General features: G+C 37.1%; 10 protein-coding genes and 1 pseudogene. 6 read left to right on the top strand and 5 right to left on the bottom strand.

From position 1 onward, the window contains the following. Positions 1-53 precede the first annotated feature (53 nt). From ACFIL2_RS09250 to ACFIL2_RS09235, 4 genes and pseudogenes are all read right to left on the bottom strand, one after another. On the bottom strand, positions 54-284 hold the full coding sequence (locus tag ACFIL2_RS09250) for a hypothetical protein (protein ID WP_375643662.1): 231 nt from the start codon (positions 282-284) through the stop codon (positions 54-56). A gap of 1,503 nt (positions 285-1,787) precedes the next feature. After that, positions 1,788-3,152, bottom strand: a complete 1,365-nt coding sequence (locus tag ACFIL2_RS09245) for an MFS transporter (protein WP_375680692.1) — start codon at positions 3,150-3,152, stop codon at positions 1,788-1,790. Positions 3,153-3,743: 591 nt separating this feature from the next. Next, positions 3,744-4,127, bottom strand: a pseudogene (locus ACFIL2_RS09240) (hypothetical protein). Positions 4,128-4,972: 845 nt separating this feature from the next. Next, a complete protein-coding gene (locus ACFIL2_RS09235) occupies positions 4,973-6,061 on the bottom strand; it encodes a DUF3792 domain-containing protein (protein WP_375680691.1) in 1,089 nt (362 codons plus the stop codon). Between the two features lie 479 nt (positions 6,062-6,540). Between ACFIL2_RS09235 and pyrF the strand changes: the two genes are divergently transcribed. The 4 genes from pyrF (at position 6,541) to ACFIL2_RS09215 (ending at position 10,344) form a co-directional block, all read left to right on the top strand. Next, positions 6,541-7,386 (top strand): orotidine-5'-phosphate decarboxylase, encoded by an 846-nt coding sequence (gene pyrF / locus ACFIL2_RS09230; protein ID WP_375634394.1) that lies wholly within the window; start codon positions 6,541-6,543, stop codon positions 7,384-7,386. A 49-nt stretch (positions 7,387-7,435) separates the two neighbouring features. After that, complete coding sequence (locus ACFIL2_RS09225) at positions 7,436-7,693, top strand: hypothetical protein (protein ID WP_375681731.1); 258 nt, start codon at positions 7,436-7,438, stop codon at positions 7,691-7,693. A 42-nt stretch (positions 7,694-7,735) separates the two neighbouring features. Beyond that, positions 7,736-9,220 carry a histidine--tRNA ligase gene (hisS, locus tag ACFIL2_RS09220; RefSeq protein WP_375634746.1) on the top strand — a complete coding sequence of 495 codons (1,485 nt, stop codon included), beginning with the start codon at positions 7,736-7,738 and terminating at the stop codon, positions 9,218-9,220. Between the two features lie 590 nt (positions 9,221-9,810). Then, the gene (locus ACFIL2_RS09215; protein WP_375680690.1) at positions 9,811-10,344 is read left to right on the top strand and encodes a replication protein; all 534 of its coding nucleotides are present in this window, start codon (positions 9,811-9,813) and stop codon (positions 10,342-10,344) included. An 872-nt stretch (positions 10,345-11,216) separates the two neighbouring features. On the opposite strand, the gene ACFIL2_RS09210 is transcribed toward ACFIL2_RS09215, so the two are convergent. Then, on the bottom strand, positions 11,217-11,741 hold the full coding sequence (locus ACFIL2_RS09210; RefSeq protein ID WP_375634401.1) for a peroxiredoxin: 525 nt from the start codon (positions 11,739-11,741) through the stop codon (positions 11,217-11,219). A gap of 216 nt (positions 11,742-11,957) precedes the next feature. Between ACFIL2_RS09210 and ACFIL2_RS09205 the strand changes: the two genes are divergently transcribed. Both ACFIL2_RS09205 and ACFIL2_RS09200 read left to right on the top strand, forming a co-directional pair. After that, complete coding sequence (locus ACFIL2_RS09205; RefSeq protein WP_375634747.1) at positions 11,958-13,586, top strand: alpha-D-glucose phosphate-specific phosphoglucomutase; 1,629 nt, start codon at positions 11,958-11,960, stop codon at positions 13,584-13,586. A gap of 1,073 nt (positions 13,587-14,659) precedes the next feature. Then, positions 14,660-14,995 carry a zinc ribbon domain-containing protein YjdM gene (locus ACFIL2_RS09200; RefSeq protein WP_375634389.1) on the top strand — a complete coding sequence of 112 codons (336 nt, stop codon included), beginning with the start codon at positions 14,660-14,662 and terminating at the stop codon, positions 14,993-14,995. Positions 14,996-15,879: the final 884 nt, after the last annotated feature.

The raw sequence follows: 15,879 nt of genomic DNA, 5'->3' as shown, positions 1-15,879 counted from the left end.
GCTCTTATGTCATCTCTTCTTTTGTCTTATGTGTAGCCTGTATAGCCAAATCCTCAAAACAATCCGCTAACTTTTTGTAACTGTAAAATTTTTTCATATAATGATGGATTTAATCCGCTTGGGTCTGGGTCATAATATTCTTTTTCTAAAAAATCCCCAAGCAAGTTACCAAGGACTTCAAGCGGTTCTTCGCATTCCACATTGATTGCACGTAGCCATGCTTTAACTTTTTCGGATTTTGTACCTTCTGGAATCTCAGAAGGAGCAAATGATGCAATAAACAAGTTATTTAACTCCTTACACGTATAATGGTACGCAAACATTGGAGGAAGTAGTCCAATGATTACAGGAGGGATTTTGTTTTTCTGAGATATTTTTTGCGGAGACGATAATTGCATTTTATGGCTTTATAATATCAAAAAGTGGTGTGGAGTGGTTTTTAGAGTATGATTTTATTGCCTGACCTTGTATAGAAGGTCGCGCAACAATTTTGTGGCTTATATAAGATTTGTGAAAGATAAATGCCATATTGTGTTTTATTTTTTCTCCTTTCATTGTTATAACAGTGAAGGGGGAATAATGTGTGATAATTCGAAAAATATAGAATGAGAACAGAAGTATAATTTTGTATTATCGTAACTGCAATAGCATTCTTTATTGGCAGATTGTTTATTGGAGAGAAGGAAGTAGGCAATGCGCATAATCCCTGAACGGAAGGTTTTGTGACAAGAATTTCAATAATGGCATGTTACTAAATGTTGTGTGTGTTCTTTGCTTGTCAGAAAAAGTAGATGGCGCTCTTTATTTGCATAACCGGTATCGAGTAATGAGTAATGCGGGAGGCTAGTTTAAAATCTCGTTTATTCCGTTAAAGCTTACTGTTTTCTATAAAAAGACTGTTTTCATGATATCCGCTGTTAATCTCGCGTATTTGGTAGAGATGAAAATATAAACGTTTATCGTGTCTGTAAGGGAGCTTGAAGCAATGAAGTTATGTGTAAAAGAGTTCTGAAAAGCTTCTTTTGTCCGTAAAACTTATAAGGAAAATTTAAAGGCAGGAAAATGTTAGAGAAATCTAAGAGTACGCTGTGAAAATCAAGAAACAGTCTTTTTAGAGATGGTTTGCGGTCTGTCATCGTGCTTCATGATTTTCAATGTTTTTAAAATTTCTTTCTCAATGAGAGAGGGCTTTTTTATTAAAGCGGGGGAGATTTGTTATGACAGTTAACAATGAAATGGAGAGAAGATGCTGCTTTACCAGCTGTTTTTGTCGCTTCAGTTTCATTTGAACCTATTGTGATTATGAAAGCATAGTGATTCAATGACTTTGAAAAGGGGGGAATAACATTATCAAGTTTGCAATACAGTGCGATTTTTTGCATCGCGATGCGTGGCAGAAGATGGTCAGCATTTGGGGGCATTGTGGGTTCTATATTCTATGCTGGTTCTGTAGGGCGTCTGTTAGCGCATTTATGGAACTATTCCGCATTGAAACGCGTGCTTAATTTCGTGGATCTTTGCAAAGGTCTGATCAGAAAATCCCATATTTCAAGAGGTTTTTAGAGGGATTTAAAAGCACAGAGGTATCATAAAATTACAAACACCGTACGTTACTGGAGGTGATCAATTTTAGAGCTTAAGGAGCTTATCGGTTTAGTGTTCTTTCATAAAAATGATGAAGGCTGTGTTCAATGTCTCAGTGTGTTGGTTTCTCGAAAAGTGGTAAATGCTGTATGATTTTATATGCCATTGCCAATGTTATGGATAGGGTGTTCAAATAAAGCATATCATAAATCAAAATTCTTCTCTTTACGCGATAAGAGGAGGGCTAGGCAAAACAGTAAAAATGCAGCGATAGAGAATATGAAGAATACGATATATGTTTGGTTTAAGGACAGGGATTCTTCTGTCAGCGAATGGATCAAAAAGCCAGCGAATATACCCCCTAAGGCACCACCTATTTGCTGTAATATGCGTGTGATAACGGCTGTATCTTTGACGTATAAACTGTTGACATATTGGATGGGGGCGGAAAGGCAGACAATGGTGGCGATGCCAAGTCCTATGCCTCTTAGCAAGAATCCCAGTCCATCCATGCTTATATTATAGCCGAAGCATAATAACCCAAAGCTTGATATCACTAAACCAATTCCTATCATGAAAAAGGGAGATTTTTCTTTCCATTTTTGGTAAATAAATTTCCTGCCAATCCACGCACCTACTCCTTGCAGAGCAAGGAGGGCACCGATGATGAGAAGGCTCTTTTCATAGTTTCCTCCCATGGCAACGGATAGTGGGAAATAAACGAGGAAGCTATAAAAAAGAAATGAAGCAACGAGCCCCATGATCATGAGCAATGTATAGCGCGCATTTTGAAATCCGCTAAAGACGATTAATTTGTTTTTTGCTTTCTGATTAGAAACAATGAATAATATGAGAGATATCACGGCTATAAGCGCTAGGATAAAGAGGGCGTTGTGGTTATTGATATTTCTGGCTTCTGTGAGGTAAAAAAACGAAAGAAGGGAGATGGAAAACGCTAAAAAAGCAAATAAGTTAAATTTTGTTTTTGTTGTTTCGTTGCTCTTTAAATGTTTTGCTCCAAGGGTGAGTGCCAATAAAATAAGCGGAATATTGATAAAAAATAACAAACGCCAAGACACATACTGAGCAAGCGAGGCGCCTACCAGCGGACCAAAGGCAGGAGCGAAAACTGTTGGTACGGCTATGGTGCCCATGGCTTGGCGCACGCGTGTCTGTCCAAATTGTAAGGCAATGATGGTTTGGCTAAGGGGCAGCAAAAGACCGGTCCCAAAACCTTGAACGATACGGGCAGATATAATAGTTGGAAAATTATAGCTTAATCCTACCCCCAGTGATCCAAGCATAAAAATGAAGCTTGCAAGAAGCCAAGTGCTTTTGATACCTATTCTTCCTTGCACAAAAGCGGCCATTAGCAGCCCTGGAACGGTGGCGAGAAAATAGGATGTTACAACCCATTGTATATTATTTTCTCCGACTGAAAAATAATGCGCAAGGTTAGGAAGGATGACATTGACAATGCTCCCGTCCAGCAGAGGAAGTATGCTGGAAATAATGACGGTATATATGACATACCTTTCTGTTTTTGTATAGGAATCTACCTTTTGCATTATTATGCCCCCTGTTGATATTCTTTAAAATATTGGTCCCGCTCTATAAATTACAGGCTTTGAGAATTAATACGCGTTTGTTGGTTGCGATATTGGGATGAATGTGATTGGAAGTGCTGATGGTCCCCAAATGCTTCTCTTGTGTACAAACCCCTCTTCCTCCAAAATGAAGCCATCAGTTAAGCTGATTTTGATGAGTTTATCGAGGAGTCTGTTTACTGTCAATTCACTTTGCATGAGAGCAAAAGCAGAACCTACACGAGACGTGCATGCCTGCTCCATTTGCATTTATTATTTAACATGAAAAATGTGAAAATCTTTATAAATCAAATTATTGAATTAAAAATCCAATGTTTGTTTATAGATCATTTTTATGATTAAATGATTGTTTGGGTGTCAAATGTATTCTCAATAGTTTATAATTTTCTTTTCTTAAATGTGCAGCCCTTTCTGGAAAATGTTCGACAACCTCTTGATTGTTTAATAAAAATTAAAATCGGTTATAAGGAAGAGCTTGTAAATTATAGAGTAGGAAAAAGTTGCATTTTATAAACAACAGGGGAGGGCTGTTTCCATAGCCAAAACATTTTTTCAAGTTGTTATGGTATCTTTTTGAAGTGCTTGATCGATAAAAGTTTGATAATTATCAGAAACAATATATTGGGTATTTTCTCCTAAAGCTTTGAAATGTTCACGACCGCAATGGATTTTTGCTTTTTCCAGATTGCGCAACATGTCTTCGAAAATACTTCCTTTACTTTCCACAATAAAATACAGTTTTTCTTACCCATCTTGCTCGAATAATACAGCCCAATCGGGGGTATATGATCCAAGAGGTGTATCAATTTTAAACCATTTAGGCAGTTTCGCATAAACTTTAATCTCATCGTTTTTTTCAAACGATTGTGCAAAACTGAACTCAATATCTGAATCATAAATAACATGATCATAAGTTGATTTATCAGTTTTTGTCATATTCTTTTATAAAAAAATTTGCTTTTATATTTATTAAAATGCATTTTCTATTTTATTTTTTCATATAATTAGCCAATGAAGTGTTTGCTCTAATATCACAATTTGTAAAAGACTATTTTGGTAATTCAATATGAAATTTTTTATGTCGGTTTCTTGTATTGAAAGCAATGGTACGATTTTTGATATCTGTATAAAAATATTTACAAAAAAAATTTTAATAACGCATGATTATAGAATTTTGTCCTTTGTTTGAAGCATGTAAAGTTAAACCATTGTTTATTTGATACATTTAATCTAGAATGCAAATTGTATTCGTATCCTCAAACTAAAATACTGGTATTGAAGTGGTGAGAGTGTTGCTTTGTTGAGAATAGATAATTTGGTAGGTTAGTATTCCCTTTGTATCAGAGAATTCAACTTATTCTCTCATATTGTGTGTGGATGAAATGTTAACCGCATAATGCTTCCTCTTACATGAGATGTAAGATTGATATGTTTCCCACATTGAGAAAAGTTGTTGATCGTAGAGGAATATTTTTCTGCGAAATTTGTTTGGCTTAAATGGAAAAAATAGAGCAATAGCCGCATATTTGTTATGCTGTAACGCATATATAATCGATGGAGTCAACACTTCATTTAAGAAGTTTTTTAAAGGAAAAACATAAAAAATAGAATTATTAAAAAAATCTTTTATTTTGAGGCTTGTTTCTCACGATTATAAAAGCTTCCACGTGGATTTCGAAAATTCTTGTTGTGTTGAAAAACATACAAAAATCAAGAAAATTTTGCAAAAAAGCTGCACTATGCGTGCAGCTTTTTATGTATTTGCTTTAGAGGTAGAAGTTTTAAAGCATGAAAGTGTCCTTACGGCTTCTATAACCATAATAGCCAAAAACACTGGAAATAATGGCGCCTACCAGACTTCCTAAAAAGCCCCACCACCCCATATTGGAGGCTGTTTTTGTGGCTTTAGTTGCAGTGTTTTTTGCTGACTTGATCGTATCCTCAAGATTGTCTGAGAGTGTTTCTGCCTGTTCTTCAAGGGCTTTGATGGCTTTTTCGGTTTTTTCCTCTGCGCTTTGATAGAGTTGAACAGCATGGTTGGCTGCTGTTTGTGCATCCGCACGGGTCATGCCATCCTTCATAAGCGCGTTGATGATATCACTTCGATCAAATTTTGTTGTGAGATCTTCTACACGATCAGACAGGCGCTCACCAAGATTTTTTAAAGTGGTGCGATAGTGAGAAGGATCATTTTTGAAAGCTTTTATCGCAGAACCAATATCATTGAGTGCAGCTTGATAGGTTTGTTTCAAGCGATCAGGGTTGAGAGCAGGAATGTCACTTTTATTGAGAAGGGAGTGCAATTCACTACCAAGTTGGTCAAAATTGATATCATTGTCACTATTTTTTGCAAAAAACTTTTCAAGACTTTCACTGTTTAATTTTGCAAGTATAGGGGAAATATTGTTTTTTAGGCTGTCAACGGTTTGTTGGACCATGGAGCTGTTTTCTAAAGCCGTTTTAGCTCCTATCTTTGCTGTACTAGAAACCACGTGGATGGCTTGGAGGGTCATCAGCAATGTTATGAGAGCCCAAGTGAGAAAACCATGAAGAATCCCTGATGATTCAGCAAAACGTCCAGCTACAAAGCCTCCCAAGGCTAGGCTAATCAGTGTAACGATAACGGAACCCACGCCAAAGGAGAGGAAAGAGCCTTCAAATGGGGATGAAGAAGTGAAATCCATTTGGCTTAAGCCTAAAGCTGCGACCAAAAAAGAGAGGCAGATTGAGGTGGCAAGAGCTGTCACCAGTCCCGCAAAGATTGCGGACCATGAAATGGGTGTGTGAAAGAGTGAATATTTTTCTTCTAGAGATGTTTCTCCTAGAAAATTCGTCTCAAATGGTGTGTTTTCAGGAATGCGAGTTTCCATGTTTTATCTCCTTGAATATGCTGGAGATACAATGCCTTTTTGCTAATTATGTTCCAAAAGGGATAGATATGCGCCAAAAGGAATAGGAAAGATCTAAAGTTAAGATCGAGATCATCATGATGGGGCATTTTCTTTTGAAACTTTTGTTTAAAGCGCGTTCATAGAGAGTTTTTGTTGATCATAAAAAAGGGGGGTGAAAACGACAAGGCATGTCTATAGGGCTTTATGAGGTCATTATAATATAGATGCTGTTTTGTTTATATTCTTTCATAAATTTGAATTTTTATCTCATGACAATGTTTTTGTTGATAAACATATGATAAGCGTTACAAATGGGAATATATTTATGTTTCATAAATAAAAGCACATTTTGTATAGAGAGATCTTTCTTTGTGTTTTCGCTATTGTATTCTTTTGACAAATGCTTTTCTTTTTGATTGTATCAAAAAGTTTAAAGAGAGATCTTGTTAGGATATAAAATGTTTCGTTCAACTTTTTTTAAAAATCGTGAAATCTATGGACCTCTTTGTATTGGCTTTGATCCGAGCCATAAAGTTTTGCAATCGTGGAAACTAAGCTTTGATTATAAAGGTCTAAAAGATTTTTGTGATATTCTCTTAACAGCAGTTGTTGGTAAAGTGGGTATTATAAAGCCGCAAGTCGCATTTTTTGAATTATATGGTGTGGAAGGTCTTCAAGCTCTCAAAGAACTGATTGAAAATGCACACGAACAAGGCATATTGGTTCTGGCGGATGCAAAAAGGGGGGATATTGGCTCTACTGCTGAAGCCTATGGTAAGGCTTGGCTTGGTCCAAGTAGTGCGTTCAAGGTGGATGCCATGACAGTTAATCCTTTTTTGGGTTTTGATGCTCTTATTCCTCTGATAAAGGTTGCAGAAGAAACAGGAGCAGGGGTTTTTGTGGTTGTTCAGTCTTCTAATCCAGAGGGGAAACAAATACGAAATGCGCTTATTGGTGATCAGACACTCTCTCTTCATCTTGCACAGTGTATTTGTGATTATAATAGTCAGTCTTCGGTTATTTATCATAATATTGGCCCCATAGGTGCGGTTATAGGAGCGACATTAGGATCTGAATCAAAAGACACAATCGAGCAGTTAAAAAATAGTCTGTTTCTCGTTCCGGGTATTGGCGCTCAAGGTGGAACAATGACACAACTAGCAAATCAATTTCCACAAAGACTTTGGCAGAATGTTATTCCCTCTGTATCACGCTCTATTACAGATGCTGGACGAAATATTGTTGATTTAAAAAATGTTATCAATCATTTTGCAGAACAAGCGCAAAGCACACTGATGTCTTGAGGATTTTTGCATCTGTAATAAATCTGAAGAATTCTGAAAGGGAGGGCTTTTGAGGGGGATGCTTCCGATTTATCCAGAATCAACAGTCGCTTTGAGGTTTCTTTCAACAAGCACAGATGTCTTTTCATTGAATGTTAAGCGGGCATTTCATGTTGAGCGGGGGGCTATGTTCCTATTGAAAATGCAAATATTTTCAGTAGATTGCCTTAAGGGTAAAGGTTTGCATCTTTTAAAAGCAAAAGCTTATGTATATTGTTACCAGTTTCCAGTTGATAAAGTTATTGCAGCGTTTGTTTCTATAAGATAGACACACGTTATCGGTGAATATATATTGTTGTTAGAGAAAAATATGTTATCAAAACAAGAAAAAACCAAAGCCCGTTTACCCCGGGGTTTTGTTGATCGTACAAGTGCACAGTTGTATGCAACTGAAACAATGATTGCGCAAATTCGTGAAGTTTATGAACTTTATGGTTTTGAAGCACTGGAAACACCAATTTTTGAATATACAGATGTGCTGGGTAAGTTTTTACCGGATTCAGATCGTCCAAATGCGGGCGTTTTTTCGCTACAAGATGATGATGAGCAATGGATGTCTTTGCGCTATGATCTTACCGCGCCTCTTGCTCGTTATTTTGCCGAGAATTTTGAAGTTTTGCCAAAGCCTTATCGCAGTTATCGTCTTGGCTTTGTTTTTCGCAATGAAAAACCAGGTCCAGGGCGGTTTCGGCAATTTATGCAGTTTGATGCGGATATTGTTGGAACACCAACGGTAGCAGCTGATGCCGAAATTTGTATGATGGCAGCCGATAGTTTGGAAAAACTAGGGTTTCAGCATCATGAATATGCCATTCGTCTGAACAACCGAAAAATTCTCGATTGTGTTTTAGAGAAAATTGGTTTGGGGGGAAATGAGCAGGCTGAAAAGCGCTTAACTGTCTTAAGAGCAATTGATAAGCTGGATAAATTTGGTTCTGAAGGGGTGCGTTTGCTTTTGGGAAAAGGGCGTTTGGATGAAAGTGGTGACTTTACAAAAGGGGCGGAGCTTAAGGATAAAGAGATTGAGTGTATTCTTACCTTAACTGCTGCTGGAGCTGAAACAGCAGAAGAAACGCTTGAGGCTCTTAAAGAAGTGGTTGGTGATCATGTTCAAGGGCGTGAGGGAATTTGTGAGCTTGAGGAAATGCAAGCAATTTTTGCCGCAAATGGCTTTCAGAATCGTATCAAGATTGATCCATCGGTGGTGCGTGGACTGGATTATTATACAGGTCCTGTCTTTGAGGCTACGTTGCTGTTTGATGTTTTCAATGATGATGGGCTGAAAGTTGTTTTTGGCTCCGTTGGTGGTGGTGGGCGCTATGATGGATTGGTGGCACGCTTTCGTGGTGAAAACATTCCAGCAACAGGTTTTTCAATCGGGGTCTCACGCTTGATCGCTGCTTTGCAAAATCTTGGAAAGTTGCCTATGAAGGAGACAACAGGGCCGGTTGTGGTGCTGATGATGGATAAAGAGCCAGAGGCGGTTGCTGGTTATCAAAAAATGGTGATGCAGTTGCGTGGTGCGGGAATTCGTGCTGAGCTCTATTTGGGGGCATCGGGGATAAAAGCGCAGATGAAATATGCAGATCGACGCCAAGCGCCTTGTGTGGTTATCCAAGGCTCACAAGAACGTGAGAGCGGAAAAATACAGATTAAAGATTTGATTGAAGGGGCGCGTTTGTCTCATGAAATTAAGGATAATCAAACATGGCGTGAAAGTCGACCAGCACAAGTGACGGTTGATGAAGAACAATTGGTCAAAACAGTACAGGATATTTTAGCCGCCCAAAAATGATAATGGTAAAGGTCTTTATCGAAGTGATTGTTTGAAATATTTTGGAAATTTGAAATTCAATTTTTAAAATTTGTGCTTTGCTCGTTTATACGTGTTGGTGCACGCGTTCAAAAGCGGGGTTTTGAAGTGCGTGCGGCATAAAAGAGAGATTTTTTAAGAGATAAATAAGCGCTATTTGCTATAAAACGTGCCCTTCTGAGGATGCGATGATAATGCGTTAAAATGAGCAAAAAAAATTGTAACGAACAAAAACTCTGAGAAAATTAAAGGGTTTCACGTAAAGCTTCTGCAAAAGTTTATAAAAATATTGACAAGTTCATATTGGCTTCATCTTTGAATTCTCATCTATGAGTATCAAATCCTTTGATGTTCTCTTCTTGGACATTACAAAATCTAGCCTTATTGCAAAAGGAGGGAGAACTAGAGCGTTTTATCCTAAAAGACTTTTTAAGCTTCAAAAAACAATGGAATGACTTAAATCGAACAATTTTTTACAGGAGCATGTTTGGATGAATTGTAAGCTGCCATAATGGTAACTTACTAATAATATGCATTTTTCATAAAGTCAATTCTTTAACGGAGAAATGAAAATGGTCCAATATGATTTTACTCTGCTCTATGAACGAAATCCCTTTATTCTTGAAAGACCTGAGAATATTGGAAAATCATTTAAACTTCTTCCTTCAAATTTCGGATTTGAAGATCTTCCGCAAATTACCTTTTCAGGCGCCTCGTCGTGTCGGCGTATGATTTTTGGGCTATCATTTAGTGGTATGAAAGCATTTTTTGTGATGTTGTGGCAGGTAGGGAAAATGTTAGATGAGGGGGATGATGTGGATTTATGGTTTGATCAGATAACATTGGATCATGATATTCTTGAAGAATTTTTGACTTGCGATCTTTCAATTCAAGAACCAGAATATCTTAATTTTGAAAGTTTTAAAGAAGGTATCAAAGAATTAGAAACAAATAAAATTGTAGCGAAGGGGACAAAAAAAGATTGTTATTTCATCAATCCAGATATTTTTGGTCTTCCTGAATGTGATGAAGATTTTGAGTTTGATGAAGAGGAAGAGATAGAAGCACACTTTACGGTAGAATACCCGAATAAACAACTTCTTTAACCGTTTTTCTCTTAGAGAAAAATAAAAGCTTAGAATAAATGGCTATGAGAACAGTAATGAGTCTGTTTATGGTATGTGAATTGGAATGTTTGCGGGATTTTTTTGATTGAATCTTCTTTATAAACGGTTCTTTATGCAGAGCAGTTTTTATACCATATTTGCTTCTTTTTATGAGACATAAGTTAATTTGAACTGTGCGCCTCTTCAAACAAATGTTTGATCTGTATTTTCCCTCTTGATGCTTTTGTGAACCTTGCAGTCTTGATGTTCACAGCTTTCGCCTTTGAAAGCATTTACGAGAAGCATTTCCACTCTTTTTAATCGTTTATTCATATGCCAATCCCACATGTCGTGGGCAAGAAAATGGTTTTGATGGTTGCAATATAAGAAGGGATAAAATGAGACACTCTTATGATATTCAGCTTTCACATTCAATATGCAAAATTATAAATTATCTCTATAAATCAAACCATTTTCAACATAAAGGTTTTCTCAATATGAGGAGCTGAGCGTTGATTTTGCATAGTTTATCTATATGTTAATCCTTGATGTTTCCGAGAGAGTTTTGCATGAATTTGCGCATTTGGCAATTGCATCCTCATTTTTTGATAGCGTGCAACAGCTGTTAACTCTTTGATTTTTTAGTCCCACAACGGGATTTTTCATCGGCAATTTTCCAAGCTTTTGCAAAGCCGTTAAAACATGAAAGATTTATTGAAAAATTATTGTTGGAATATTTTCTCACTGAAGGCGCACAATCAACTTATCGTGTCTGCTTTCACGAATAGAGGTTGCAAAAAGTAAACGACACAAATTTCCTGAGGAGGGAGATTTGTGTCGTAAAATTTTGTTTAAATAGACGATTGGGGGAATTAGCTTTTCAAGGCTTTTAAAACATTTTGTGGTGAAGAAACTTCGTAAGGATCTGTTGCACAATTATCTGAAAAACCTGTTTCTTCGAACCATTGTTCAACCACACCATCATTAATAACAGCTGCATAGCGCCATGATCGCATGCCGAAACCAACATTGTCTTTTGCAACCAGCATACCCATTTTGCGCGTGAATTCACCAGAGCCATCGGGAATTAATTTCACGTTTTTGATATTTTGTGCTTTTCCCCAAGCATTCATGACAAAAGCATCATTGACGGAAAGACAATAAATTTCATCAATACCCGCTTGTTTAAATTCATCATAGAGTTTTTCAAAATCAGGCAGCTGAAAGGTTGAGCAAGTAGGGGTAAAAGCTCCAGGAAGAGAAAAAAGAATAACACGCTTTCCTTTAAAGTAAGCATCGCTGTTAACTTCTTGCCACCGATAAGGATTGTCTCCATCCACTGATTCATCGCGTACGCGTGTGTGGAATGTTACATTGGGAACTGTTTTTTTCATCATCATGATGCTCCTGTATTCTTTTACGAAAATTTTGTTTTAAAACAGCCTTCGTATTTAAAAACATATGGCAAAAAGCGTTTTAAATAAAAGGGCTTCTTTAAAAATTCTTACTTCTGGTGAGTGTGCAAATATTTCACACTTCCGTCAAGTAGAATTAATGGTCGACTTTGGATACTCTTCACCTTAAAGTTAAAGGAAAGAATATGAAGGATTGATATGACCGTAAAGACAGTTTTAACCACGGCTTTTGAGGGGCAAAAACCGGGAACGTCTGGTTTGCGCAAAAAAGTGTCTGTTTTTCAACAACCCCATTATGTAGAAAACTTTATACAGTCTCTTTTTAATAACATTGGGCCTCTTGAAGGAAAAATGTTGATTCTTGGGGGGGATGGGCGCACTTTTAATCGTACTCTCCTTCAGATTGTGTTGAAGATGGCGGCGGCGCATGGTGTCTCTCTTATTAAAATGGGAAGGGGCGGTATTCTTTCTACACCTGCCGTTTCGCATCTTATTCGTAAAACTCATGCCCATGGTGGACTTATTCTTTCTGCAAGCCATAATCCTGGTGGTCCAGAAGGAGATTGTGGTATTAAATACAATGTTTCCAATGGTGGGCCCGCTCCTAATTCTTTATGTGATGCTATTTTTGCAACATCGCAACGTCTTTCTTTTTATAAAATTCTTGAAGCACCAGATATTGATTTAGATAGGCAAGGTACGATCTTTATGGGAGCCATGCGGATTGATATTATTGATCCTGTCGCTGATTATGTTTCTTTGATGCAGGAGCTTTTTGATTTCGACTGTATTGCCAAGGCCGTTGATCGAGGTCTTACTTTACGGTTTGATGCCATGCATGCGGTAACAGGGCCTTATGCTCATGAAATTTTTGAAAAATGTTTAGGATTTTCTGAAGGGACGGTGGTTAATGGTATTCCTTTGCCAGATTTTGGAGGCGGTCATCCAGATCCCAATTTGGTTTATGCCAAGGCTCTTTATGATTTATTGATGTCAGAGAAAGGACCAGATCTTGGCGCAGCCTCTGATGGTGATGGAGATCGTAACCTCATTATTGGTCGTCAACAATTTGTTTCGCCTTCGGATTCTTTGGCTATTATGGCTGAACATGCACACCTCATTAAAGGATATCGGAAAGGCGTGGTGGGGATAGCACGTTCTATGCCGACGGGGCGTGCTGCTGATCTGGTTGCGGAAAAAAAAGGACTAAACTTTTTTGAAACGCCAACGGGATGGAAGTTTTTTGGAACCCTTTTGGATGCGGGAAAAGTAACCTTTTGTGGTGAAGAAAGCTTTGGAACGGGCTCTCATCACATCCGCGAAAAAGATGGTTTATGGGCTGTATTATTTTGGTTAAATCTTTTAGCGGTAACAGAAAAAACTGTCGCACAAATTGTTCAACAGCATTGGCACACCTATGGGCGTTTTTACACGTTACGGCATGATTATGAAGAAGTCGAAGCAGACAAAGCTTTGGAAATTATAGAGCATTTGCGTGCGCACTTACCACATGCAGGAACTGAAATTGCTGGATTTTTCGTCAAAAAAGCAGATGATTTTACATATCATGATCCCGTTGATCAGAGCGTTAGTACGCAGCAAGGTATCCGTATTTTTTTCGAGAATGGCGCACGGTTGGTGGTTCGTTTGTCGGGAACAGGGACGCTAGGTGCTACTTTACGGCTTTATTTTGAACAATATGAAAGTGATCCGCGCAAACACAATTTTAATCCGCAAGACGTTCTTAAACCTTTGCAACAGGTGGCATTAAAACTGTTAAATATACAACAAGCATTGGGGAGAGATCACCCTGATATTATCACCTAAGATCATTGGAATGTTTTTTTGTAAAGGTATGATGATTGATCACATGGGTGTGATTTTAGGGGCGTGATTTTATGTGCATAAGGGAGATCTTCCATTTTCAAGCTCTCTTTGTTTTTTCCTCTCTTACATATCAATCGGATTCCTAAAACTGCCGGATTCTTAAAACTAAATGCTGTAGGAAATTATAATCGAGCATAATCGGAGCATTTATGTCCAATGGGTTTGCTCAATGGCTTGATAGAAATTTTTGTTTAATAGGAGAATGTTTCTCATACAAAACAAAATACGATCATTGTTGCACATTTCATATGTTTGTTTTAAAGAATCTTCTCTCTCAAGACACTAAAAACGCATCTTATGCGTGTTGCTTTGAAAGGGATAACCGTCCCTTCATTGAGCAGCACCATTTTTACGCTTATGAGAGAGTAAGACGGCACCATTATTCACTTTGCCCGCTTTCAATGTTGGCTCTTATATTTGAGAGTATTTAGTATTTTGGATAATCGTTTTACACGGCTTTTCCTACTTGTAACATGCAAAAGGTTTTGGTTGTTTCAATGTAAAAGGGGTTGAGAGAATCTCAGCTTATTTATCGGCTCTCATTCAATATACAAAACCATTGACTATGATCATAAATCAGTCTGTTCTCTAACATTATGACTGTTATCTTTACTTAAATAAAAGGTTAAGTTGGGGACATCATTTTCTTGTTTCTCAATGCTGCAATAGTTTTTAGCTCTTTGAGAACGTTTTATTCAGAGATGTTCCTTTTCTAATTGTTTTTTTATCCATTCGTTAATTGCATTGGTGATGTATAAGAAAATGATTTTGATTAATTTATTAGAGAGAATGAAATGCGTAAATTTTATGATATGCGGGGACTCATTTGAGTTGTATAATGATCAATCATTTTTATAAACCCATGTATGGTATGTGATGAGGGCATTCATAAACACTGTTGACAGATGAGGATTGAAACAAAGGGAAACATTTTTCTAAAATAATGGACAATAAGCACTTCTTGCTTTATGACCAGTCATAATGAATGATTTTTCTTTTAATAAGGGGAATTTATGACCCAATATCCCAAATGTCCTCGTTGTGATTGTCTTTATACTTATGAAGATGGTGAAAATTTTGTGTGTCCTGAATGCGCACATGAATGGCCACAAAAAAACGATGATACGGTTCTTGTCAATACTGTTTATGATGCCAATAGTCAGATTTTAACAAACGGAGATACCGTTATGGTGATAAAAGATCTGAAAGTAAAAGGCGCTTCATCTGTTTTAAAAGGGGGGACGAAGGTAAAGAATATTCGCTTGGTGGATGGGGATCATAATATCGATTGCAAAATTCCAGGGATTGGTCAGATGAGTTTAAAGTCGGAGTTTGTGAAAAAAGTTTAGGCATTTATTTTCTTGCAATTGTTTTTGCAATTTCATTGGTTTCCTATTTTTACATTCTTCTCTAATTGGGCATATTTTTCTCCAATGGGCTTCTTTTCTTGTTTCATAGATTACACCAATCAGATAGAAGCAATATGTTTTCCTTTATTGCAAAGCCATGTATCGCAGAGAAATAGCGACTCTTTCTTTTCTTTTAATATGCGGTTATGAGGGGACTGGATATTGACTCACAAGCAACAATAAAAGTATGCGCTTTATGAGAAGAACAACGCCGTAAAGTAGACAAACTTATTCCTGCTGAATTGAAAAAATATTCTTTCTTTTTATCAGATAATTTCTCAAACAACCATAATAGATCTGGCTTCGATGTATTTATTTTTTATGGGTAGTTACACCTTTTTCGTCATATTTATGGAAATGAGATTGAAAATGATAGGGGGGGAATTCTTGATTTTAAGAATGGAAAAAGGACGCTATGATCTTGACAAGGTCGTACAGTCATTCATTTTCCAGCTCTTAGTTCTGCAACAGTCTCTTATAAAAGTGTGCATAAGCGCTATTAAAAATAGTTTTTGTTATTATCCAGTTTGTGCTGTGTAAGCGGACGATTTTTATTGGTGCAACATAAACAGAATTGAAATAAGAAGAATGTCAGAATTCTCATTCAAGTTGCAAAATGTGATCTTTGTCAACTTGCTGCTACAACATATTGATTTATAATAATAAATTAGCATTATTCATATTGAATTAGAACCCCGAATAACGTGGGATTCTCTCATTTCAAATCTGTTCCATGTTAAATCAATGTAGTTTGACACTAGGTTTTGTACTAAGTGGGAAAAGGTGGGATTAGGTAGGAATACGTGATAATTTGTTGTTTTTAT

This window comes from Bartonella sp. AP30XZML (genome assembly GCF_042195945.1).
Lineage (GTDB): Bacteria > Pseudomonadota > Alphaproteobacteria > Rhizobiales > Rhizobiaceae > Bartonella.
This window is presented reverse-complemented; position numbering and strand designations above follow the sequence as displayed.